Source organism: Roseibium sp. RKSG952 (assembly GCF_009711355.1).
Map to the genome: position 1 here is coordinate 154,627 of NZ_SMMF01000959.1, position 22,912 is coordinate 177,538.

Below are 22,912 nucleotides of genomic sequence, written 5' to 3' on the forward strand. Positions count from 1 at the left end.
AGACCAGAAATGAAACGATCCGAGATCAATCGCATCAAGGCCGAAGCACAGGCTTTCATCCACTCCTTTGGCGCAGTCCTGCCGCCATTTGCAGACTGGTCGCCGGATCAGATGCGCAGCGAACAGGCCGCCGGAATTCGCGAACGCAGCCTTGGCTGGGACATCACGGATTACGGGCAGGGAAAGTTCGACGAACTGGGTCTGTTTCTGTTCACCCTGCGCAACGGCAATGAGAAAGACCTCAGCGAAGGCCGCGGTATGCTTTATGCCGAAAAACTGCTGATTTCGCGCGAAAACCAGCTGTCGCCCATGCACCGTCACATCGTCAAAGCCGAAGATATCATCAACCGTGGTGGCGGCGATCTCGTGATGGAGATCTACGCATCTGACGCGAAAGGTGGGATTGATCGCGACAATCCCGTAGTTGTGCCAAGTGATGCCTGCCCGGTGACCATCCAGCCCGGAGAGCATCTGCGCCTGAAACCCGGTCAAAGCGTGACATTGATGCCCGGTATCTGGCACGCCTTTTGGGCGGAACAGGGTGATTGTCTGATCGGCGAAGTTTCAACCGTCAACGATGACCGCACCGACAACGTGTTCGAAGCTCCGATCCCTCGTTTCGCCAACATCGAAGAAGATGCCGAACCCGATTTTCTGCTGGTGGCGGATTACTAGGGTCAGCTTCCCAATCCGGCGCTGTTCAGGCTATCCATCAGCTTGCGTTTGAATGGTTCATCCAGCTGCCAAATCGAAAAGATGTCAGGTGCTTTGGCCGCGATGTCCGGCTGCAGTTCCAGTAATCTGTCCAACGCAGCCTTAGCTTGCTGCTGGTCCCCGGCCTCGACACTCAGGGCCGCGCGCCAGAGATGTGTCCAGAAAAATCCAGGCATATCGATCCGGTCGAGTACGTTCAGGGCTTCTTCGTACTCACCTTGATCGAACAGATAGAACACGCGTGGAAAATGATACCAGTGTGGGTGTACGGGGTTCAGCGCAATGGCCCGATCAACGATGGCCAGCCCCTCGACCCAATCATCTCCAAACGCCAGACGCATCCCGTAGTGGGCCAGAACAGCCGCGTCGTTGGGATTGAGCGCAACCGCTGCCTGACCGGCCTGTTTGAATCCTTCGATATCGCCCGTGACAAATCGCATGTTCGCCAACATCAGATGACCCGCTGCCAGATTGGGATCCGCCTGAATCGCTTTACGCGCAGCCATATCCGCTGACGCAAGAATTTCAGCTCGATCCCCCCCGAGGTTGAACCGGATCTGCTGCAGATAAAGGTTCGACAACACAGCCCAGGCTTCGGCATAACCGGGGTCTTGTTTCACCGCATTCTGAATGCAGGCCAGTACGTCGCCATGCCGCTCAAGATTGATGGTGATCTGATAGCTGTAGTAATCCAGCACGCAATCATAGGCATCGCGATTTCCCGGCGGCGTACGTGCAGCGGTTTGCATCGCGTCCTGCGTCAACAACCCATACTTTCCGGCCAGCTGACCGGTCACATCCCGAACAATCTGATCCTGAGCCGCATAGATCTCGCCCGGGGACGGCCCGACCGTGTAGGAGCGCACCCAGGAATAGCGCCCCTCATTCAAATCGATCAGACGTGCTGACAGGGTGACTTGATCTCCGGTTTCCAACACTGACCCTTCCAGTGCGAAATCCGCCCCGAACTCGTCCCGCAATTGTTGCGGGTCCATCTCCTGCTGGCGATACCGGCTGACAGTACCCAGCGGCAATATCCAGAGATCGCGAAACCGCACCAGTTCGGTGGTCAGCTGCTGCGTAATTCCATCTGCAAGCGTTTCCTGAGCATCATCTGGTGATGTGAAGGGCAGAACAGCGATGACAGGTCCGTTGGGCAATTCCGGATCGCGCCCGATGGCCATTGTGATCTGAACCACCGCAAACCATATCAAACCGAGCAGAAGCCCGAAACCTGCGACGAGATATGGCCAGCGAAAACGCTGTTTGGGTTCGACGCTCGTGTTCGGGTCATCCTGCGAATGCGGTTCGACGATTTCCACGCGCTCAAATCGGGGGGCATATCCACCTTTTGGGATCGACAGCCGGATCGGGTCATTCCGTCCCGGGCCCGCATAATAGCCGTCAATATCCTGACGCAACCGGCGCGCCTCGAGCCGGACAACCGGATCGACTTGCTGATCGAAACTTGCGTCGCGATCAAAGACCGACATGGCGATCGAAACGCCTTTGATCTGATCCGCGCGCCCCGCCAAATACTCATCGACAACATAGGTCAGGAATGCCCGGCGTTGCGGCGTCGCGGCAAAATCCGGGTGCTTCAGTAAGCGCGAAAGCTGTTCGCGGATGTCCTGTTCCGAAATTGTCACTCGTCAGAGCCCCAATACTAAAAGCTTTTAAAACCGGTGAGTTACCGTGTGCGATCAATGGCTCTTACTCTGTTTACCTCGCAGGTAGCAACATGTTCGCACTTCACGGAACGATGCGGATGGCTAGGACGGGCGGACTGTTTGCCAATTTGGCGAGCTTCAAGGGGTCAAGGAGAGCGCCTGAATGTCGGCCATCATCGCTACCGATGCATTTACGTACGCCGCACATAAGCACAGCGACGCCCCTTCTTTTTCTGCCCCGTACGAATTCTGACACCACCATCCACAGGAGCCGTCCTAAATATGGCACGCCGAAACTTTTTGGTACTGACAACCGCGCTGCTGGGCCTCACTGCCAGCGTCGCGATCGCGCAGGAGCATTTTGACCCCAAGGGCAAAGCACCCTCACGCTTCACCGTTGAATTTCAAGAGTTGATGCGTGACTCTCTGCCGTTCGAAGATCAGCGCGACTTTGAAGAAAGCAGCAAGGGCCTGATCGCCGTCCCCGACTACCGTCAGATCAAAACCGAAGACGGCATCGTTGCCTGGGATATCGGCAGCTACGACTTCCTGCTTGAGGAAGGTCAGGAATTCGACTCGATCCACCCGTCGCTGCAGCGTCAGGCAATCCTGAACATGAACTATGGTCTGTTCGAGATTCTGGATGACAAAATCTATCAGGTCCGCGGTTTCGACCTGTCCAACATTTCGTTCATCCGGGGCGACACTGGCTGGATCATCTTTGATCCGCTGGCTTCGAAAGAGACAGCTGCAGCAGCGCTGAAACTGCTGAACGACACGGTCGGCGAACTTCCCGTTAAGGCCGTAGTCTATTCACACTCGCATGCTGACCACTATGGCGGCGTCCGTGGTGTCATCAATGACGAAGACGTTGCAAATGGTGTAGAGGTCATCGCGCCAGCTGGCTTCATGGAACATGCGGTGTCCGAAAACGTCTATGCAGGCAACGTGATGAACCGCCGCCTGTTCTTCCAATATGGCGTGCTGCTGCCGCGTAACCCCTATGGTCACGTGGATCAGTCGATCGGTAAGAACATCTCGGCCGGGACCACCGGCCTGATCGAGCCAACCCGCTATGTCTCGGACGATTATGAAGAGATCACCATTGATGGTGTCCGCATGATCTTCCAGAATACCCCCGGCACCGAAGCCCCTGCCGAGATGAACACTTATTTCCCCGACCTCAAGGCCTTCTGGGCGGCGGAAAACATCACCGGCACAATCCACAATATCTACACCCTGCGCGGTGCACTGGTCCGCGATGCGCTGAGCTGGTCTAAGCACATCAACGATGCGTTGTACGAGTTCGGCCAGGAGGCAGAGGTGATGTTTGCTTCTCACTCCTGGCCACGGTTCGGCAATGACCGCATTCAGGAAGTGATGCGGGCGCAGCGCGATACCTATGCCAACCTCAACAACGGCGTTCTGAACCTCGCCAACAAAGGCGTCACCATCAATGAGGTGCACAATGTCTATGAGGTGCCGGAAAGTCTGCAGCAGCAATGGGCGGCGCGCAGCTATCACGGTTCGGTCGAGCATAACAGCCGTGCGGTTATCAACCGATATCTGGGGTATTGGGATGCTAACCCGACCACGCTGACACCGCTTTCGCCTGAAGACAGCGCACCATTGTTTGTCGAGATGATGGGCGGTGCCGAACCGATCATGGCGAAAGGGCAAGAACTGGTCGATGCCGGCAAGTATTTGGAGGCGACCGAGATCCTCAACAAACTGGTTTATGCCGAACCGCAGAACCAGGCTGCCAAGGACCTGCTGGCCGACGCATTCGAGCAGATCGGGTACCAGAAGGAAAGCCCGTCGGTCCGCAACTCATTCCTGGGCGCGGCCTATGAACTGCGCAACGGTATCCCGCAGGGCGCCACCATCGAAACCACCGGTCCGGATACGATCAAAGCGATGCAAACCACCATGTGGCTGGATTTTCTCGGCATCCGCGTCAACAGCGAAAAAGCGGCAGACATGGAATTCACCATCAACCTGTCGATTCCGGATCGTGATGAACACATCGTGGTAGAAATGAGCAACGCCACCCTGACCCATATCGTTGATCAGACTGCGGAAAACGCCGACCTGTCGATCAGCCTGAACCGCGCTGATCTGGAAAAGGTCATGACCGGCGAACGTAAGCTGACCGACATGCTGGCAGATGGAACCGCCAAATCTGAAGGCGATACCGAGATCGTGGCACAACTGGCCTCGACACTCGATCAGTTCGATCTTGGCTTCGAGCTGATGCCGGGCACCGGCGCGAAGGATCTTACCCCTGAGGCAAACGACTTTGCCCAGCCTGCGCTCGCGAATTCCAACGGCGGCTGATAACCCCATCAGTTAGCTGACCCAGGTTCGCAGGGTTGGCTTTCGCCTTGGAAGGCGGGTTTTCCCGCCGGAAGACGGGCCGTCGCAACCGGTCCGTCTTTTCCTTATTGCTTTTTCCGACTATTTTTGTCAGTTAAGCACCGACCTAGTCAGATTCTCTGGATTCACGCCCGGTCACCGCCCTGCCCGACGCTGACCAAGAGACAACCATATAATGACAAAATCGCTTGCTGACCTGCTGGCCATGGATGCTGTTGCCAGCCGACATGGATGTGCATTGAAACCGAAACTCCTCGAGGCCATCGAAGCCGACCTCCGGTTCCCTGCACATGCCACCGCACCCCGCCCACAAACAGAACTGACCGCAGATGAGCTGCCAGAAAACGTGCTCAGCCTATCGGCGCATTCCCCAAATTCTGAAAGGAAGCGCGCATGAGCTTTTCAGTCTATGGATCAAATGGCGACAGACCAGCTGCGGGCAGACCCGAATTCGATGATTTTGAGCTGGGACTGTTGCCCGTCATGCGGCACTTCATCCTCAGTTTTGCCGATCCCGATACGCAATCGTGGCAACACGCCTATTCCACGGCCATCGAACGCTGGGGCGTTGATCAGGGCCTGAACATCGCGCATCTGGTCTATAAGATCGTCAAGGTCACATTGCATTGCCGCCCGGCGGGGCTGGCATTCAATGACCCGCTTTGCCTTGAACAGCGTGGGTCGCTGACATGCGATGAGCTTGCGCTGATGAAGATGCTGCACCACATGCGGCGCGACAACACGCCCGAAGCGCGCGATGCCGTCAACCTTGTTACAGGCGGCTATCCAGATGCCCATCTGATTCAGGCTGGTCTGACGCTTGCCAATCGCTTTCCGACCGGTACCGACCGACGCGGCGACACATCCCGTCGGCCAATGCTTCGGGTCGTGAAGTAAAAACCTATCCCTGCGTTGACCAAGCCTTCAGCTGGCGCTTGACAACGCTATCGACACCAGACTAGCTGAAACGAGATGGTTCCCGACGGTTTGCCCGAGGGATGAAAATGGGAATACGGTGCGGTGCGTTCTGCGTACCAATGCCGTGACTGCCCCCGCAACTGTAGGCGGAGAGCGAAGCCAAAAGACCACTGGCCCAAAGGCCGGGAAGGTTGGCCAAGCATCGACCCGCAAGTCAGGAGACCTGCCATCAGATGTTCAACCAACCCGGGGCGGGGCGTCCTGGAAGGAGGCTTTGATGGCACGTAATCTGCGTGTGTACATAAACGGCACCTTCTGTCCGCACTTGGCAACAAGTGGAGCGGACCATGCCGGAAGCAACTGAACCCTTCGCTTTGTATTTTCAGAACCGGCAGTGGCACAGCATCGCAAATCCGAGCTGCAATGAATTAACTGTTACGTTATTACATTGCATATCATCCGGATTGTCAGTAAGTGGAGCGCGCAATGCCAGAAAACTCTGATCATTTCCTGTTGATTTGCGAGACTTGTCAGGGCTCGGACATTGCCGATGCGCTTCGAACGGCGATTGCGGACAAGCTTCCGTCCTGCTTCGCAATCCGAGGGGTTTCCTGCATGGCTGGCTGTTCACATCCTACGACTGTTGGCTTTCAGGCTGCGGACAAAGCGCAATACCTGTTCGGTCGCATTAGTTCAGCGCAGGACATTGAAGCGCTGGCCGCGTTTGCCTGGCAATATCAGGACAGTGCTGACGGCTGGACCAATGCTACGGACAGACCCCCTGCCCTTTACACCAAAACCTTGTCGCGCATGCCGCGCATCTTGTCTGGAGGTCAGGCATGACATTTCTGGTTGCCGAAAATCTCGAGTACTATGCATTGAACGGTGATGTTCTGCTGCAGGGTGTGTCCTTTGATCTGGACGAGGGATCAGTACTGGCCATCGCAGGCCCGAACGGCGCGGGCAAAACCACCCTGCTGAACTTGCTATGTGGTGTCGAAACCATCGCGCTTGGGGATGTACTGATACGCGGTCAAAGCCTGCGATCGCTATCCCCTCAGGACCGTGCCCGGACCATCGCTGTAGTAAGCCAGCAGGAACTGCCCGATGGACGGTTACGACTAAGAGACTACGTTGCCTTGGGGCAGATTCCCATCAAAGGCGACCGATCTGTAGATGAACATAAACAGGCATTGGACAGGATATTTGACCTGACCGAGCTGCATCATCTGGCAGGCAAGCAGATGTCGACCCTATCGGGAGGCGAGCGTCAGCGCGCGCATATTGCGCGCGCTCTAGCCCAAAACCCATCCCTGCTGTTTCTGGACGAACCCACCAACCATCTGGATCCCGACGCCAAGGGGCGCATGCTGTCGCTGGTCGCCGATCTGGGCATCACCGTGGTCATGATCGTCCATGACCTGGTCATGATACCGGAATTCGCCACCCATGTTGCGTTGATGAAATCTACCCGCCTGACGGGTTTTGGACCAGTCAGCAACATTCTGACGCCACAGCGCGTGCGCGAAACCTTTGGCGTCGAATACCTGTGTTTTCAACACGAAGACCGGGTGATCCCCGCGCTCGACATCCGAAAAACCAAGCTTACAAACTGACAGGAGCTTTCCATGAACCTGAAACTCTGGCCCGTGGCGTTGATCACCGGCCTCGCCACCAGTGCGGCCGCACATGAGGTCACCGTAGACAATTGCGGCGAACCGCTTGTTTTTGACTCAACGCCCGAACGGTTGGTCGTGCACGACATGAACATGACTGACATGGCCTTTGCGCTTGGCCTGCAGGACAAGATCGTTGGTCTGACCGGCATCACCGGTTGGTACAAGACCAGCCCGGAATTCGATACGCTGCGCGGTGACATCCCCGAACTGGCGCCGAAATACCCCACCGTCGAAAATCTAGTAGCGGTAGAACCCGATCTGTTCTTTGCCGGGTGGTACTATGGCATGAAGCCCGGCGGCGAAGTCACTCCGGACACGCTGGCCCCCTTTGGTATCAAGACCATGGTCCTGACCGAAAGCTGCGTGCATCTGAACAAGGACCGCCCCGAAGCCAGCATGGACCTGTTGTTCGATGACGTTCTGCGTCTGGGCAAAGTTATGCATGTAGAGGACAAGGCCGAAGCTTTGGTCGATGGCTGGAAAGGCCAGTTGTCCGCCATTGAAGCCAAAACCGCAGATCTGGCGAAACCCCGCGTCTTCCTGCTGGATGGTCCGGCTGATGCGCCTTTTACCGCGGGCAAGTTCGCAATCCCTGACGCGATGATCACTGCCGCTGGTGGCGAAAACGTAACCCATGATCTGGACACCAGCTGGGGCCGCACCTCGTGGGAGGCAGTCGCCGCCACGAACCCTGAATTCCTGGTTCTGCTGGACTACCAGACCGGCAACGGCGCTGCGGATACCTTCAAATTCCTGCAGGAGCACCCCGTGATGTCCCAGACCGACGCAGTCAAGAATGAACGCTGGATCGGTCTGCGCTACGAAGAGTTGACACCAGGACCGGCAAACATCGAAGCGATCGAGAAAATGGCGCGCGAAATGCACGCCGAGATCAACTGATATGGGCCCGTTAGGCCGGACAACACTGCTGGGGGCGGCCGTTCTGGTCGCCCTTTTGCTGGTGTCGACAATCTATGGCACCACGCCGATCCCTGTTGCGGACGTCCTGACCGCCATTTCGCTTGGCACTGGCATCAGCGAAGGCGACATGTCCCCGCTGCATCGGATCGTGTTCGACCTGCGTTTACCACGCGCTCTTTTTGCCGCGGTGATCGGCGCGGGTCTTGGTGTGGTCGGGGTCGTGCTTCAGACCACCACTCGAAACGATCTTGCCGACCCGTTTCTGTTCGGCCTTTCCTCTGGCGCTGCCGCGGGTGCAGTTCTGGTCATCACCGTCACTGGTGATGTTCTGGGCATCTGGACCCTGCCGCTTGCAGCCTTTTGCGGTGGTCTCATCGCATCCGGGGTTGTTCTGGCTTTGGTGCAGAGCTTACGCACAAGTGCACCGGAAAAACTGATCCTTGCCGGGCTTTCGGTCTCATTCCTGTTCTCGGCAATTACCAACTATCTGATCTTTGCCGGCGACAACCGTGCTGCTCATTCCGTGATATTCTGGATGCTGGGCGGGCTTGGACTGGCGCGGTGGGAAACCTTCCCTCTTGTTCTTGCAGGGCTTGGCCTGATCCTAGCCTATGCACTCTATCGCAGCCGATGGCTGGATGCGCTGCTGACCGGAGACTTCACCGCTTCGACTCTGGGCATACCTGTCAAAGGACTGCGATACAGACTGTTCTTTGCAGCAGCCTTGGCGACGGCAGCGTTTGTATCTGTGGCGGGCGTGATCGGGTTCGTCGGCCTTATGGTCCCGCACATTGCACGCGGTATTGCCGGGCCACTTCACAAGAACCTGTTGATAACGGCAGCGCTTGTAGGAGCGGTGCTGCTGACCCTCTCGGACATCCTGTCCAGGCTTCTGCTGGCACCACAGGAACTGCCCGTGGGTATCGTGACAACATCGATCGGGTCGCTTTTTGTGTTCATTTACCTGTTCAGATCAGGAAGGCGTGGCTGACCGGTTAAACCGGTCACATGGGATGATTGGTGACCAGCGGGTGTTCTCTTGCAGACCGCCTGCTGAGTCGGGGGGTCTCAGCTATCTTCTTCCAACCTGATGATCACCTATCCAGGCGCGCTGATCCCAACTGCTGATCTGTTCAATTGCCCATCTCATGACAGGACCATCCACCGAAGGATTTGAGGTCAGAAAATCAACGGTTTTCAGGATCGCATTCTGCGCAAACGCATAGTCAATCACCTTTAGTTCGCCATCCAGCACATCACGCTCGACCGTAGTAACCGGGAGCTCGGCCCAGCCGAGACCATCGCTCACCAACTGCTTGCGAATATCCGGATTTACGGACACCCAGACATCCGGGCTGAAGTGTCGTTTGCTTGACGATGGCAGCCCTTCCACGATCTGCCGGTAACAGGCCAAATCACTTCGGCTGACACGTTTCTTAGCTGCCAGAGGGTGATCAGCACGACAAACCGGAACAATCCTTTGAAACCCGATGCCGCGGCTTTGATAATGTCGTTCCCCTTCCGGTGCCTGAGTTACAAATGCGCCATTGGCCTCGCCACTCTCGAACGCATTCAGGATCATGTCCCTTGGTCGCTGTTCGATGCTCAACTCGATCACGGGAAAGGTCTCGGACAGTTCCCCAATTAAGCTTCTGACCCGTTCGACCAGCAACCCATCCTCGACATAAAGTGAAAAACTAGGCTCCATCGCACCGTTCAACGCTTCTGCCTGACCACGCAGGGCGTCAACGCTTTCCAGCACTGTTCTGGCATGTCGCAGCACCGAGATGCCCTGCTCGGTCAAAACCGGCCGATAGCCTTCTCGATCAAAGAGCGGCAGATTCAGGTCAATTTCGAGATTTGAGATCGTCGTGCTGATAACGGACTGAGCCTTGCCCAGATTACGTGCTGCGGCAGAGAATGAGCCACAGTCGGCAGCAGCAACAAACGCACGAAGCTGATCGATATCAGACATTGAAAACACCATCAGGAATTACGATAGAGTTTAACTTTCTATATCACATATCAGTCTGGTTAAAGGGCGCGGAAAGAATCAGCTTTGCTGTGAGGACAACACAAATGAGAACGCTCCCTCTTCTGGTCATGGGTGCAGGAACACTGAGCCTGCTTACCCTCGGGCACATGGCCGCTGCACAATCGCCGGCATGTCAGACTTCGCTGGATATTGATGTTCCGGCCGAGTGCGAGACCATCCCCGTGACCCACCCCGTTGATGGGCTCGGAAATTTTCGGCAGCTGACCACATCCGACAACGGGATCAAACCAAATCTGCTGTTTCGTTCGGATCAACTAGATGAGTTGTCCGAGGACGCAGTTTCAGAACTGACCGCCATTGGTATTGAAACCATCATCGACCTGCGTTCGCATGAAGAGCTGGAAACCCACCCTAACACGCGGCTTGATACGGTCAGTTTTGATGTCAATCTGCCAATCGGCTCTGATCCCGCTGACATAGCCAAGATCATGCCGGTCGAAGTAGCAGCGCAGATCCGTCCGTTGTGGTTCGATGGCAAGTTCGACGAAATCGATCAATTACTGGATGATCATAACGTAGACCTGCCGCAAGTACGGATCGATCGCTACCGGGATTTTGCGACCAAGTTCGCTCCGCAGGTCTCACGTTTCCTGCATCTGCTGACCGATGATCAGAACTTCCCACTGCTTTTTCACTGTGCCGGAGGCAAAGACCGGACCGGATATTTGGCGGCGGTCACTCTGCTGACGCTGGGCTATTCCGAACAGGATGTGATGCGCGATTACCTGACCACAAATCTCTACACTTTCGACGAACTGGAACAGTTGGTTGGCAAAGGCCCTCAATCGCTCCAACCCGCATTTGGGGCTCATCCCGAGCAGATCCAGGCATCGCTGCAGACCATCACCGACAAACACGGCTCATTCGAAGCCTATCGTCGTGACGTTCTGGGTATCAGTGACGCTGAAGTTCAGATGATCCGGCAGAACTTGCTAATCCAGAACTGATCAATAAGCGTGCTTCAGGCCTGCGGAAACCGGATCTCAAACCGGGCGCCCTGATCGGACGAAACCAGATCGATCCGGGCACCGTGTGCGGCCAGCAAATTTGAGGCAATGTTCAGACCCATTCCTGTGCCACCCTGCTCACGCGCAGTGGTGAAGAATGGCGCAAAGATACGGTCCCGGTTCCCTTCGGAAATGCCGGGGCCGTCATCCTGCACGATTACCCGCCCCGGGGTCGAGGTTAGACTGACCCGCCCTGCCCCATGGCGACGCGCATTGTCCAATAGCTGCCCAAACACCACTTTCATGCCCGAAATGGCCAGGGGCTGCGGCACCTCAGCACCATCGATCGACAGCTCTATTTCAGGAAACTCATCGCGCAGGGTCGCTTCCAGCTCCTCAAGTGTTGTTTGGCCGTGATGCTCGGGCACACGAGACGCGGCGACCTGATTCAAAGCGCGCAGCTGGGTCTGCATCTGATCGTTGGCACCGATGATCTGATTCAAAACGACGCGATCCTGATCATCCAACCCTTCTGCGTCCTGCAGCAATTCTGCCGCGGCACGCACGGCTGTAACCGGCGTTTTCAGTTCATGCGTCACATGGTCGGCGAAGTTGCGGATCGACGCCTCGCGCCTCTGCAGCGTAGCCGCCATATCCAGAACCGATCCCGCTAGGCGAGATAGCTCCTGTGTTCCGTAATGACCCGGTGGCGAGGCAGGTTCGCCCTTGTGCACAGCGGATGAATACTCAGCCAGTGCAGTTATCGGCCTCAACAACAGACGTACAAGCAAATATCCCAGAAATGCGGTGGCCAGACCAATCAACACGGCAAGTAGAATTGCAGCGTTGCGAAACCCAATCTCGGGGCCAAGATAACGCAGGGCAATCAGGCCAAGTAAAGACAAGGCCAATGTTCCGGCCAATCCTCCGCCCAGAACCAAACCCAGAGATGGGCGCCATTTACGCCTTAGCCTTGCCATTGACCCATCCGCAACCCGATGCCGTGCACGGTTTCAATCGCGCTTGCCCAGCCCTGATCCCCCAGCTTGCGACGCAAATTTCGCAGGTGACTGTCGAGCGTACGGTCCGAGACAGGGCTGCCTGAACCATAAATCGCATCGATCAGTTGCGGCCGCGAAACAATTGCCTCGGGCGTTTGCATCAAGCGCCGCAGGATCGACAATTCAGTTGCGGTCAGCGTCAGGGCCTCGCCTTCTACCTTTGCCGAATGCCCCGTCGGATCCAACTCAAGTGGTCCATAGCGCAGAACCGTTGCAGCACCACGGACTGTACTGCGCTTTAAAATGGCTTTGATCCTCGCCACCAGCTCACGCGGGCTGAAGGGCTTGGTGACATAATCATCGGCGCCGAGTTCAAGTCCCAGCACCCGATCAATCTCATCATCGCGTGCAGTCAGAAACAGGATCGGTACGTCCGACCGTGCACGCAGCCTGCGACAGACCTCCAGCCCATCCAACTCGGGCAGGCCAACATCCAGAACAACCAGATCAGGCGCCTCCCGCATGGCATGGGTCAGGGCCATCTGCCCGTCGCGCGCAGTAACGACCTGGTATCCCGCGCGCTCCAATGTGATGGAAACCAGCTCGCGCAGGCGCGGGTCGTCATCCACGACGAGGATTTTCATAGCCAGTCTCCGATCCCAATTCAGCGTTCAGACTACGGCTCACCCGATCCGCGCGAAACCCCCATTCCCGCCAGTTGGCAATATGCGGGGGATAAATCGTGCAACCCGTCGGGCGCGCAGAGGCCGCAATCTCGGCCGAGGCCATCGGACCTAGCTGGCAAACATAGTACTCATCGTATCGTTCGGTGTGCCGCAGGTTTTCTCGGGCGATCACAGCGGCAAAATTCACAAACGAACACGCATAAAGGACCGCAAGTCCAAGGGCAGCAGATCGCAGCAGCAACCATCTGTTTGACCGCCCCCTGAGGATTTGCCATGCAGTCAGGCAAAGCCCCGCCGCAACAAGTCCCATCCAGATCGCCGCATGGATGCGCAGATAGGTCAGACCGTATTCCTGCACATAGATCGACAGACGCAGGATCGACGAAATTACCAACAAAACGTTTTGCCCCAGCCAAAGCATCATCCAACCGGTCAACCCTTTGCGCTCGGTCAGATATGGCCGCGCGGCCAATGCAAATGCGCCAGCAAGCAAAGCAGTTACCAACAGGGGGTATGCCCCACGATGGGCATATTCCGCATGGCTCATACCGTCGGGCAATTCGACATTACCCCACAGGAAAAAGGCGTCCATTACGGTCTGAACCGCCAACATAAGGTTGAACAGGATCAACGCATTCGCCACGGACTGCGCGTTCAGTCCAATCGCTGGCAACTTTCGCTGTTTGGCAGGTCCGGACTTCGGTGACAGTATTCCCGGCTGGGACGCAACCGCCAGGACAGGCCAGATCATTATCGCTGCGCCAATCCATAACAGCACCCGCTCAAACCGGATATCAAAACTCCAAAGACCATCCACCCATTCGGACAGAACGGGATTCGCCGACACCATCAGGCTCGCCAGAACCAGAGCGCCCCCAATCGGAAAGGCCCAGGCCCGCAGAAACTGCAGACCAATTCTGTCTTTGTCAGGCAATGCCTGACCATTGCGAAGCGCGCCGATCAATTGCCAGATAGCCAGAATAGGCCACAGACCCAGAAACCGGCGGACGGCAGCGCCCAGATCATGCCTGCTGCCCAAAACAGCCCAGCACAGCGCCACTGTCGATCCGCCAATCAGAAAAGCGATGGACAAGGCCTGCACATATTCCACAACAGGCAAAACGCTGAGGATCAGAAGCAATGCCGGACCAAAAAGACCTGATCGCCGACCCAGCAATACCCAAACTAAACCCGCAACAACCAGCGCGAACACTGCCAGCGAAATCCCCGGCGCATAGTCCAGAAACAACACATCTGCCAATGCAACCAACAGTGCGAGCGCACCGCCGGCCAGTTTCTTGTTCGGACTTGTGGTCCCATCAGACCGGTCCGGGGAATTTTCCGGTTCGTCCAGCCACCAGCTGTCTTGCAACACCGAGGCCGGAACGCCCCGTACAACATACTGTCCCATGATCTGCTCCTTTTTTGTGCGACCATGTCTGGCCCGAACAGGTGCAGATCACCGCGTATCGGTCGTGCAGAATTTGTGCAGAAGGCGAATTTTCTCTTGGGCCGGGCAGATGCTCTTTCCCTCCCCTGCCCTGCTGGCTAAGAAGTTCTCCCAACCGAATTTCAGGAGGCCCCTTTGGATCGTATCGCCCGCACTATCGCCACGGAAATCAACGCGCGACCCGAGCAGGTGGGTGCCGCAGTCAGGCTTCTGGATGAAGGGGCGACCGTGCCTTTTGTCGCACGTTACCGTAAAGAGGTAACGGGCGGGCTGGATGACAGCCAGCTACGAACGCTGGCTGATCGCCTGACCTATCTGCGAGAGCTTGAGGCCCGGCGTGAAACGATCCTGAACTCGATCAAGGATCAGGGAAAGCTAACCGATGATCTGGTCAAATCCATTGCGCAGGCTGATACCAAAGCGCAGTTGGAAGACATCTATCTGCCCTACAAACCCAAACGCCGCACCAAGGCCATGATCGCGCGCGAAAACGGGTTGGAGCCGCTGGTAGATGCAATCCTGAATGACCGGTCGGCAAACCCCGAAACGATGGCCGAAGCCTACGTGACCGAAGCGGTGCCAACCACAAGGGACGCTCTGAACGGTGCCCGGGATATCATCACCGAGCGTCTGACAGAAAACGCGACTTTGCTGGGCGAGTTGCGGAACTTCATGCAAAGCGAAGCCCTGCTAACATCGAAGCTGATCGAGGGCAAAGACAAAGAAGGCGCCAAATTCAGCGACTATTTTGAACACTCCGAGCTATGGGCAAAGGTTCCCTCTCACCGCGCACTGGCAATGTTGCGCGCGTCCAAAGAAGGGATCGTGACACTGGATATCGCGCCGGAACCCGAGGCAGGCGGGGCAAGAGCTGAAGCCATTGTTGCCTCTCATCTGCAGACGCGCAGCGATCAGCCGGGCGATCTATGGTTGCGCAAAGTGGCAGGCTGGACCTGGCGGGTGAAACTGTCGCTGTCGATGATGGTCGAGCTGATGGCTGATCTGCGCTCGCGCGCGCAAGATGAGGCAATTCAGATTTTCTCTCGCAATCTCAAAGACTTACTTTTCGCCGCCCCCGCCGGGGCACGCGCCACGTTGGGTCTGGACCCCGGTATTCGGACCGGAGTGAAAGCGGCAGTGGTCGATGCAACCGGCAAAGTGGTCGCGACGGATACATTGTATCCATTTCAGCCCAAGAACGATCTGCGCGGGGCGCAGGCTGCTATTCTGAACCTGATCAGCGCTCATAAGATCGAGCTGATTGCCATCGGCAATGGTACTGCCAGCCGCGAGACGGAGCGGCTGGTGGCAGACACCCTCAGCCTGTTACCTAAAACGGTGAAAGCGCCAACCAAGGTTGTCGTGTCCGAGGCGGGTGCCTCGGTCTACTCAGCCTCAGAACTGGCGGCGCGTGAATTCCCGGATCTGGACGTGTCCCTGCGTGGTGCTGTGTCCATCGCCCGGCGCCTGCAGGATCCTCTGGCAGAACTGGTGAAGATCGAGCCCAAGTCGATCGGCGTCGGTCAATACCAGCACGATGTGGACCAACATCGTCTGTCGCAATCGCTCGAGTCAGTGATCGAAGATGTGGTGAACGCAGTTGGCGTCGATCTGAACACGGCTTCAGCCCCCCTGCTCTCTCATGTCTCGGGTCTTGGCCCGGGTCTTGCCGAAGCAATTGTCACGCATCGCGATCTGAATGGCGCATTCGGTTCACGCAAGGATTTGCTGAATGTGGCCCGACTTGGACCACGCGCCTTTGAACAATGTGCGGGCTTCCTACGCATTCGCGACGGGGCCGAACCGCTGGACGCCTCTTCGGTTCACCCTGAGGCCTATGACGTTGCACGACGAGTTGTCGCTGCCTGTGGACGCGATATCCGCCAGATCATGGGGAACGACGGTGCATTGAAAGGGCTGCGCGCCGAGCAATTCGTAAATGACACATTCGGGCTGCCAACCGTGCGGGACATCTTTGCCGAGCTCGAGAAACCAGGTCGTGACCCTCGCCCCAGCTTTGTGACCGCCTCTTTCACGGACGGCGTCGAAGAGATCACGGATCTAAAACCCGGAATGGTGCTGGAAGGGACAGTTACAAATGTCGCCGCCTTTGGTGCCTTTGTGGATATTGGCGTTCATCAGGACGGTCTGGTTCACGTCAGCCAATTGGCGGACCGGTTCGTCAAAGATCCGCATGAGGTGGTCAAAACCGGGCAGGTTGTCAAAGTCCGCGTTGTCGAAGTGGACGTGCCTCGCAAACGCATTGGACTAACCATGCGCAAGGACGGTGGTGCATCTGCCCGCGAGGATCAGGCCTCTCGCGGTCCTAAGAAGCAACATGGTCACTCAAAACCACGATCATCACAACGCGCAAAATCTGGCCTTAATGCGCAGCACAGTGCACTTGGTGACGCGCTGCGCGATGCATTCAAAAAGCAATAAAGACTACTGACTAAGAAACCCTCTGCCGATCCTGTGCCAGAGGGTTTCTTTTACTGGAATGCGTCCGGTTCCAGTTCTTCCCAAAAATCAAATATCGCCGATGCGTTCAAACCGGACCGCCAACCATGCGCCCGAAAATGTTCACGATCCAGCTCATCACTTAGTCCCGCCATGAACAGCCGCTTGTCGGCGTCCCTTTGCGTGGGGTTTCGCCGCGAAACCAGTTCCTCGACGATCGAAAGTTTACGCGCCCGTTCTGATCTTTCAGCCGCCCGCGCATCGAAGGCCTGATCTTCTTTCGCCTTTTCTTCAGCGCGCTGGCGCGCGGCAGCAATTGCTTCGGCGCTGGGTTCTGGTGGTGTTTCTTTCCCGGGCGCCTGATAGTCGTCACGCAAAGCAGCCGACAGATACCCGACCGTCGATTTCACATCCCCCTGCCCCGTCACATAGTCTAGCTTTTGCTGTACATAGTCTTCCCCATGCTCAGCGATCCATTGACGTGCCAGACGATCCGAGACACCCTGTTTGCGCAGCGTCTTGTAGACATCCAGAGTGCGTACGCCATCGCTGTCATCAATCTCGAACATCGCTTTTTGCGGATTGCCTTTGATCCTAAAACGAATGTCCGTGACACTGCGGCCCTTCTTGCGGAACTCAGGCTCGATCAGAATGTCCGAACTTTTGTTCACCTCGGCTACTGCCGTCTTGATGATCTTGGCATTGAGGTGTTTGAAGCTGGAGTAGTAGTCACTGCCATCCACCCCCATCAACTTGCGGAACACATCAAGCGCCCACCATCCGGTCGAGCCTGTGCGGACAAACCGGTAGCAGTTTTCATAAAGGGCCAGCCCGTGCCCGGAGCTGAAGTTACGCTGAATGTGCACATTGATGAGCGCGTAGATCTTTGGGTCATACAGCTTTTGCGCCAAGGCCGGAGAATACGCATATTCACACACGCCATTCTTAAGCTTGGCAAAGCTAAGGAGCGAAGACACCCCCCATTCCTGTCTGCCCTGTTCGTCGAGCATATCCCATTCGGCCACGGTTTCTGCCAGGGCTCGCAAGCTCGCACGGAGTGTATCGAAATCATTCGAGTTGTAGCCTACCATCATTGCCAGAGTACGGGCATCGATCGTATGCGTAGTCGCAGAGGTCAGCGCATCATAGGCATTGAGTAGCAACACATTCGATAGCTTTCGCTGCAACAACGAAAGCTTGCCGCTGATGTGAATCGCGGCAACGTTCTTCTTCACCGTTTCCCGTCGCAATGCGCCGGAAAGGTGGTCCATGTCCAATTGTGTATCTGGCATGATTCTGCCTGACTGCTCGTTTTGGTATTTGTGGCACAAAAGGTACCCATGGATCAATCTTGTTTGGGTGCCCAAATACAGGATGAAGCAAATCCCGCAAACAGGTACCTAAGAGTCAGTGAGGCAGAGTTATCCCCAGGCTGGGACCTGAATAAGAGTCCGAGCACGCAAATCAGGTTCGATTAACGGATCAGATACCGCAACAATAGACCCTGAAACGGTAATATTTCCAATGTCCTGCGAATCGGCACCCTTGCTACTGGATTCTGGCGCTCTAGCACCTGTATCCGGGTACCATTGATCCTGTATTCAGGTACCCTTAAGACCGTATCTTGGCACCGTATTTGGTGTAACTAATTGTTTTAGTTAACTAATAGCATGCTAAATATTCTAAACTATCTAAAGATAATAAACGATTTGTTCGCTTGTGTTCTTATCTATTTGAATGGTTTCGTGGCGAAACCTAGCTAAGGGCGCTTCTTCTGTGGAAAACTCTACATTCTAGGATAGCTTCGAAACGAAATGTTCGCTACATTGCCCGATATACGCCGGTAAGGCGAACATTATCTGAGGCATCGACAGTGAACAAAAGCACCCAACCTCCCCTGCCGCCCTATTTGAATCTCGATCCCGAGATTTCAGCGACGAAGTTACCCGATCCTATCGGGACTTCTCGATTCGCTAAAGCCGCGGCTTTCTGCGCCAAAGGGCGCGAAGATCTCGCCCGGCGCGGCTATGCCCCTGACGGAGAAAAGCGCCTTCGCCGTTTCTCGATCTGGGAAATCACCAAGTATCTTATCCCCGTCGCGCCAGCACATCTGCGCCGCGTACTAAAAGCCAATCCCGATCTGCCACAAGGCGAAGGGGAAGCGGGTTCCAAATGGTTTACGCTGGAAGAGGTCCTGACACTCAGGCGCCACTTTGCAGCTGAAGGTGTCAGCACCAAAGAGTATCTTCCTTATCGGCCTGAAGGTTTGCCAGCCAAGGTTGTAGCTGTCGCCAATTTCAAGGGCGGCGTAGGCAAAACCTCAACGGCTGCACATCTGGCTATGTCCGCTGCGCTGGATGGCTACAAGGTTCTGGTGATCGATCTCGACAGCCAGGGTTCTATGACATCTATCCTTGGGGGACGGGTCGCAGATGAATGGCAGACGGTCTTCCCTCTGATCGCCAAAGATTATGCACGTGCTGTGCAAGAGGAAAACCGCGTTCGGACCGCCGCTGGTCAGCCCGAGATTCCGTTGGATGAGACATTGCAGGAGGCACTGACTACCCTTCCCGGCGACGTCATCCAGAAAACCCACTGGCCTAATATTGATCTGATTGGCGCTCAGCTGAACCTTTACTGGGCTGAATTTCAGATCCCGGTCTGGCGCATGGGATTGCGTAGCTGGCCGCTGTGGGATGGCTTGACGAATTTCCTGCAGGATGAAGGTGTGCTGAACGATTACGACATCGTTTTCCTCGATACGCCTCCTGCTCTTGGTTACCTAACGATCAATGCTTTGGCAGCAGCGGACATTTTGTTGGTGCCGCTTGGGGCATCGTTTCTTGAGTTCGACTCGACGGGGCGGTTCTTCGACATGCTCTATACCACCTTCGCCAGCATCGAAGATGGAGAGAATGCAGCGCAACGCGCGGCTGGTTTACCGGAACTAAAGTTCGAGTGGGATGTAGTGCGTGCGATAATCACGCGGTTCGATGCAAGCCAGCAGACGGACATGGCCAACGTAATCCAGGCGTATTTCGGAGATTTCATGAATGCCTATCGTCAGGATTATACGGCATTGGTCGGGCAGGCTGGCGAGCAGGTGAATGGCATCTACGAAGCAGACTATCGCGATTTCAACCGCGACACCTATGTGCGCGGGCGAGAAACCTTTGATCGGACCTATGCGGAATTTAAAGAGGTTCTGATCGGTTGTTGGTGGCGCGATGCACAGATGGGAGGAGAGGCAGATGGCTAAACGCAGAAGACTGATCGCCCCGGATACTACTGAACTGGAACAGATGGAGGCAGGTTTCGCGACGAAACCCTCGATCAGCCCGTTTGAAACCAAGTCGACAACACCCCCGATTGCCAAGGTGGCCGGTGAAGCCGCATCTCTGAATGGTATGGCCGCTGTGACAGACCGGGTCGCATTGGCGCAGGATCAAGGTGATGCCGCGCGCTGGCGCGATGCGCAGGACGCCGGTCTGGTTGCCGAAATGCTGCCGTTGGAGCAAATCGACGCCGACTTTATTCGCCGTGACCGGATGGTTGAAGACGAAGAGGCGATGGCCGAGCTGCTGGAGTCGCTACGCGTTCATGGGTTACGTACGCCAATCGAAGTCACGAAAGTGGACGATGGCTATGGTCTGATTTCGGGGTTCCGGCGCCTTGATGCGTTTCGACGTCTCGCTGAAACTGATCCGCGCTTTGCTGAGATCCCAGCCTTTGTTCGCGAAGCTGGGACAGGGCAGGGCGCATATGTCTCAATGGTTGAAGAGAACGAACTGCGTGCAAACCTCAGCCCGTATGAGCGGGGACGCATCGCCGTTCTGGCAGCAGGGCAGGGGGTCTTCCCAACAACCGAGGCCGCTGTTGATGTTCTCTTTGCAGCGGCCTCAAAAGCAAAGCGATCCAAAGTTCGCAGTTTCGCAGTGGTACATGAGGCGCTTGGGGATTTGTTGCAGCATCCGATTTCATTGACCGAGAAAGCCGGTCTGAAACTGGCCGCGGCTCTGCGCGATGGTGCCCAAAGCAAACTGCGTGAGGCCTTGGCCGGTGTGACGGTTGCAGACCCGAAGTCCGAGTGGATGCTGTTGGAGGCGGCGTTGAAGGAGGCTCCTGAGGTGTCCAAGGACAAAGCCAAGGGCGGCCGTCCACAACAAGTCCAGCGCATTCCCTCACAGGCATTGTCGGGCGGAGGTGACATGCGCGCCGAAGTGACTGCAGATGAGTTGCGCATTCGAATTCGTGGGCGGTCGATTTCCGTCGAAGAAGCCGAAAAGCTGCTGAACGAAATCGCCCGAAAGCTGAACTAGTTTCGTTGCGAAACCCAATAATGGCCTGCGGTCGGTCCTTCAAATGATCAGCTGCAGGTCGTCCCGGAAATGGGTACCTTAAACGTACTTTCCATGTGATCCGCAAAGTGACCGAATAATGCGCATTATAGACCAGGGATCCCGACTTACAGAAAGTTAACAGTGATGCAGTCACCACTCTTTCGATAGGGTCGATGTACTGCGCTAGACCTTTCAACCTGCGGAGAAAACTTGATCTCCTAGGGCTTATTAGCTTTCTCTTCTGGCCAGGTTCGAAAAGAGAGAGCATCTCTAAAGGCAATGCTGTCTCGGACTTCCAATGCTCATCAGATTCTATTCAACATAGAGGAGCAGTGCGTTCGCATATTGCCCATTCTAGCGGACGGTTGGATCGAACAGTATTGGGGAAGATGAGCTATAGGATTGACCTCTATGGATCATAATTACATAAATAGTGAGGTATAGCTTGGATTATTATACCTCACGATGTGGAACTGGCAGAACCCAAACTGGCCGACATTTTGTTACGATGCCACAAGGCTTGAACCTTACGAACAACAGTTTCTGTTGTCGTCAGGAGAAGTTATAGGCGCGGTACATCATGTGAACGCGTCGGATCGAGATCAATTGCGTATCGACCTTCTGAGCGAAGAAGCGATGAAAACCAGCGCGATCGAAGGTGAGATGCTGGATCGGCTTAGCGTGCAGTCATCCTTGCGTCGGCATCTTGGACTGACCCCTGACAGCTATCCATCCAAACCTCGTGAGCAAGGGGTTTCTGAGATGATGGTGGATGTTTACTCCAACTATTCGGAACCACTGTCACACAGCACCCTGTTTCGGTGGCATGACATGTTGCTTTCGTATGACAAGCACTTGGAGACGATTGGAGCCTACCGGAGCCACGAGGATGCGATGCAAATCGTATCAGGCCGATTAGACCGCCCAACGGTGCATTTCGAAGCACCACCTTCACATCGTATTCCAGCTGAGATGGATCAGTTCGTAGACTGGTTCAACCGCACTGCACCAGATGGTCCCAAACCACTGCGTGCACTGATCCGGGCGGGGTTGAGCCATCTATATTTTGAGAGCATCCACCCTTTTGAAGACGGCAATGGCCGGTTGGGCAGGGCGTTGGCTGAAAAGTCTCTGGCACAGAATATTGGTCAGCCAAGCCTGATCGCGCTGGCTTTCACGATAGAGCGAGAGCGGAAGGCTTACTACGACCAACTCGAACACCATCAAAAGACGCTGGACGTCACATCATGGCTCATCTGGTTTGCCGAAACCGTCCTGAAAGCACAGCAAGTGACTCTCGACCGGGTTGGTTTCTTTATCTCCAAGACGCATTTTTATGACCGGTATCGCAATCAGTTCAACGCCCGTCAAAACAAGGTAATAGCCCGTTTGTTCAAAGCTGGGCCGGACGGGTTCAATGGGGGGCTGAGCGCTGAGAACTATTTATCGATCACCGGAACGTCGCGCGCTACCGCGACGCGCGATCTGCAGGATCTGGTAGAGAAGGGTGCTCTGATCCGAACGGGTGAACTCCGGTATACACGCTATTGGCTAAAACTGGACCGGGAAGGGTAGGGGGCTGAGAAACGGCACCAGCGTACTTTGTACATAATTGCCTCGTGTCAGCGACAGAACTGCCCCCTAAGTGCGCAATGGGCGGTGAGAGCAGGCCTTCGCTGCATCAATGCCAACAT

The 22,912-nt window shown here is 55.8% G+C and carries 19 protein-coding genes and 1 riboswitch; of the genes, 13 read left to right on the top strand and 6 right to left on the bottom strand.

The window, feature by feature from the left end; translation table 11 throughout:
- Positions 1-9: 9 nt before the first annotated feature.
- Positions 10-675, top strand: a complete 666-nt coding sequence (locus E1297_RS40760; RefSeq protein WP_155148485.1) for a D-lyxose/D-mannose family sugar isomerase — start codon at positions 10-12, stop codon at positions 673-675.
- A 2-nt stretch (positions 676-677) separates the two neighbouring features.
- On the opposite strand, the gene E1297_RS40765 is transcribed toward E1297_RS40760, so the two are convergent.
- Positions 678-2,363 (bottom strand): tetratricopeptide repeat protein, encoded by a 1,686-nt coding sequence (locus tag E1297_RS40765; protein WP_155148487.1) that lies wholly within the window; start codon positions 2,361-2,363, stop codon positions 678-680.
- Between the two features lie 303 nt (positions 2,364-2,666).
- On the opposite strand from E1297_RS40765, the gene E1297_RS40770 reads away from it, so the two are divergent.
- The 7 genes from E1297_RS40770 (at position 2,667) to E1297_RS40800 (ending at position 9,269) form a co-directional block, all read left to right on the top strand.
- Positions 2,667-4,721 (top strand): alkyl/aryl-sulfatase, encoded by a 2,055-nt coding sequence (locus E1297_RS40770; RefSeq protein WP_155148489.1) that lies wholly within the window; start codon positions 2,667-2,669, stop codon positions 4,719-4,721.
- A gap of 214 nt (positions 4,722-4,935) precedes the next feature.
- Entirely contained in the window at positions 4,936-5,157 is a 222-nt protein-coding gene (locus E1297_RS40775; RefSeq protein ID WP_155148491.1) for a hypothetical protein, read from the top strand.
- Positions 5,154-5,657 carry a hypothetical protein gene (locus E1297_RS40780; RefSeq protein WP_196223530.1) on the top strand — a complete coding sequence of 168 codons (504 nt, stop codon included), beginning with the start codon at positions 5,154-5,156 and terminating at the stop codon, positions 5,655-5,657. The genes E1297_RS40775 and E1297_RS40780 overlap by 4 nt, the downstream gene beginning before the upstream one ends.
- Positions 5,658-5,716: 59 nt before the next feature.
- Positions 5,717-5,924, top strand: a riboswitch (cobalamin riboswitch).
- Positions 5,925-6,164: 240 nt separating this feature from the next.
- Positions 6,165-6,521, top strand: coding sequence for a DUF1636 domain-containing protein (locus E1297_RS40785; RefSeq protein ID WP_155148493.1), 357 nt, complete (start codon positions 6,165-6,167; stop codon positions 6,519-6,521).
- Positions 6,518-7,294, top strand: coding sequence for an ABC transporter ATP-binding protein (locus E1297_RS40790; protein WP_155148496.1), 777 nt, complete (start codon positions 6,518-6,520; stop codon positions 7,292-7,294). Before E1297_RS40785 ends, E1297_RS40790 begins: the two co-directional genes overlap by 4 nt.
- A 12-nt stretch (positions 7,295-7,306) precedes the next feature.
- Positions 7,307-8,257, top strand: coding sequence for an ABC transporter substrate-binding protein (locus tag E1297_RS40795; RefSeq protein WP_196223531.1), 951 nt, complete (start codon positions 7,307-7,309; stop codon positions 8,255-8,257).
- 1 nt (position 8,258) lies between these two features.
- Positions 8,259-9,269, top strand: a complete 1,011-nt coding sequence (locus E1297_RS40800; RefSeq protein WP_155148497.1) for an iron ABC transporter permease — start codon at positions 8,259-8,261, stop codon at positions 9,267-9,269.
- 81 nt (positions 9,270-9,350) lie between these two features.
- Here E1297_RS40800 and E1297_RS40805 read toward each other — a convergent pair whose 3' ends face one another.
- Positions 9,351-10,253, bottom strand: a complete 903-nt coding sequence (locus E1297_RS40805; protein WP_196223532.1) for a LysR family transcriptional regulator — start codon at positions 10,251-10,253, stop codon at positions 9,351-9,353.
- A 104-nt stretch (positions 10,254-10,357) separates the two neighbouring features.
- Here E1297_RS40805 and E1297_RS40810 point away from each other — a divergent pair, with 104 nt between their 5' ends.
- The gene (locus E1297_RS40810; protein WP_155148501.1) at positions 10,358-11,281 is read left to right on the top strand and encodes a tyrosine-protein phosphatase; all 924 of its coding nucleotides are present in this window, start codon (positions 10,358-10,360) and stop codon (positions 11,279-11,281) included.
- 14 nt (positions 11,282-11,295) lie between these two features.
- On the opposite strand, the gene E1297_RS40815 is transcribed toward E1297_RS40810, so the two are convergent.
- Genes E1297_RS40815 through E1297_RS40825 form a run of 3 tightly spaced genes read right to left on the bottom strand, consistent with a single transcriptional unit; the run spans position 11,296 to position 14,379 of the window.
- A complete protein-coding gene (locus E1297_RS40815) occupies positions 11,296-12,261 on the bottom strand; it encodes a sensor histidine kinase KdpD (RefSeq protein ID WP_155148502.1) in 966 nt (321 codons plus the stop codon).
- Complete coding sequence (locus E1297_RS40820; protein WP_155148504.1) at positions 12,249-12,926, bottom strand: response regulator transcription factor; 678 nt, start codon at positions 12,924-12,926, stop codon at positions 12,249-12,251. Before E1297_RS40820 ends, E1297_RS40815 begins: the two co-directional genes overlap by 13 nt.
- Positions 12,904-14,379 carry a DUF4153 domain-containing protein gene (locus E1297_RS40825; RefSeq protein ID WP_155148506.1) on the bottom strand — a complete coding sequence of 492 codons (1,476 nt, stop codon included), beginning with the start codon at positions 14,377-14,379 and terminating at the stop codon, positions 12,904-12,906. The genes E1297_RS40820 and E1297_RS40825 overlap by 23 nt, the downstream gene beginning before the upstream one ends.
- Positions 14,380-14,553: 174 nt before the next feature.
- On the opposite strand from E1297_RS40825, the gene E1297_RS40830 reads away from it, so the two are divergent.
- Positions 14,554-16,860 (top strand): Tex family protein, encoded by a 2,307-nt coding sequence (locus E1297_RS40830; protein WP_155148508.1) that lies wholly within the window; start codon positions 14,554-14,556, stop codon positions 16,858-16,860.
- Between the two features lie 50 nt (positions 16,861-16,910).
- Here the strand turns inward: E1297_RS40830 and E1297_RS40835 are convergent, their stop codons facing one another.
- Positions 16,911-18,170 carry a replication initiation protein gene (locus E1297_RS40835; RefSeq protein WP_155148510.1) on the bottom strand — a complete coding sequence of 420 codons (1,260 nt, stop codon included), beginning with the start codon at positions 18,168-18,170 and terminating at the stop codon, positions 16,911-16,913.
- A gap of 581 nt (positions 18,171-18,751) precedes the next feature.
- Here E1297_RS40835 and E1297_RS40840 point away from each other — a divergent pair.
- The 3 genes from E1297_RS40840 (at position 18,752) to E1297_RS40850 (ending at position 22,793) form a co-directional block, all read left to right on the top strand.
- A complete protein-coding gene (locus tag E1297_RS40840; protein WP_209016298.1) occupies positions 18,752-20,137 on the top strand; it encodes an AAA family ATPase in 1,386 nt (461 codons plus the stop codon).
- Positions 20,130-21,197, top strand: coding sequence for a ParB N-terminal domain-containing protein (locus E1297_RS40845; protein WP_155148513.1), 1,068 nt, complete (start codon positions 20,130-20,132; stop codon positions 21,195-21,197). The genes E1297_RS40840 and E1297_RS40845 overlap by 8 nt, the downstream gene beginning before the upstream one ends.
- A 486-nt stretch (positions 21,198-21,683) precedes the next feature.
- The gene (locus E1297_RS40850; protein WP_155148516.1) at positions 21,684-22,793 is read left to right on the top strand and encodes a Fic family protein; all 1,110 of its coding nucleotides are present in this window, start codon (positions 21,684-21,686) and stop codon (positions 22,791-22,793) included.
- Positions 22,794-22,912 lie beyond the last annotated feature (119 nt).

Bases quoted from the DNA above. Each gene is read 5' to 3' on its own strand.
- E1297_RS40760 (WP_155148485.1), top strand. From the start codon at position 10: ATGAAACGATCCGAGATCAATCGCATCAAGGCCGAAGCACAGGCTTTC.
- E1297_RS40770 (WP_155148489.1), top strand. From the start codon at position 2,667: ATGGCACGCCGAAACTTTTTGGTACTGACAACCGCGCTGCTGGGCCTC.
- E1297_RS40775 (WP_155148491.1), top strand. From the start codon at position 4,936: ATGACAAAATCGCTTGCTGACCTGCTGGCCATGGATGCTGTTGCCAGC.
- E1297_RS40780 (WP_196223530.1), top strand. From the start codon at position 5,154: ATGAGCTTTTCAGTCTATGGATCAAATGGCGACAGACCAGCTGCGGGC.
- E1297_RS40785 (WP_155148493.1), top strand. From the start codon at position 6,165: ATGCCAGAAAACTCTGATCATTTCCTGTTGATTTGCGAGACTTGTCAG.
- E1297_RS40790 (WP_155148496.1), top strand. From the start codon at position 6,518: ATGACATTTCTGGTTGCCGAAAATCTCGAGTACTATGCATTGAACGGT.
- E1297_RS40795 (WP_196223531.1), top strand. From the start codon at position 7,307: ATGAACCTGAAACTCTGGCCCGTGGCGTTGATCACCGGCCTCGCCACC.
- E1297_RS40800 (WP_155148497.1), top strand. From the start codon at position 8,259: ATGGGCCCGTTAGGCCGGACAACACTGCTGGGGGCGGCCGTTCTGGTC.
- E1297_RS40805 (WP_196223532.1), bottom strand. From the start codon at position 10,253: ATGTCTGATATCGATCAGCTTCGTGCGTTTGTTGCTGCTGCCGACTGT.
- E1297_RS40810 (WP_155148501.1), top strand. From the start codon at position 10,358: ATGAGAACGCTCCCTCTTCTGGTCATGGGTGCAGGAACACTGAGCCTG.
- E1297_RS40815 (WP_155148502.1), bottom strand. From the start codon at position 12,261: ATGGCAAGGCTAAGGCGTAAATGGCGCCCATCTCTGGGTTTGGTTCTG.
- E1297_RS40820 (WP_155148504.1), bottom strand. From the start codon at position 12,926: ATGAAAATCCTCGTCGTGGATGACGACCCGCGCCTGCGCGAGCTGGTT.
- E1297_RS40825 (WP_155148506.1), bottom strand. From the start codon at position 14,379: ATGGGACAGTATGTTGTACGGGGCGTTCCGGCCTCGGTGTTGCAAGAC.
- E1297_RS40835 (WP_155148510.1), bottom strand. From the start codon at position 18,170: ATGCCAGATACACAATTGGACATGGACCACCTTTCCGGCGCATTGCGA.
- E1297_RS40845 (WP_155148513.1), top strand. From the start codon at position 20,130: ATGGCTAAACGCAGAAGACTGATCGCCCCGGATACTACTGAACTGGAA.
- E1297_RS40850 (WP_155148516.1), top strand. From the start codon at position 21,684: ATGTGGAACTGGCAGAACCCAAACTGGCCGACATTTTGTTACGATGCC.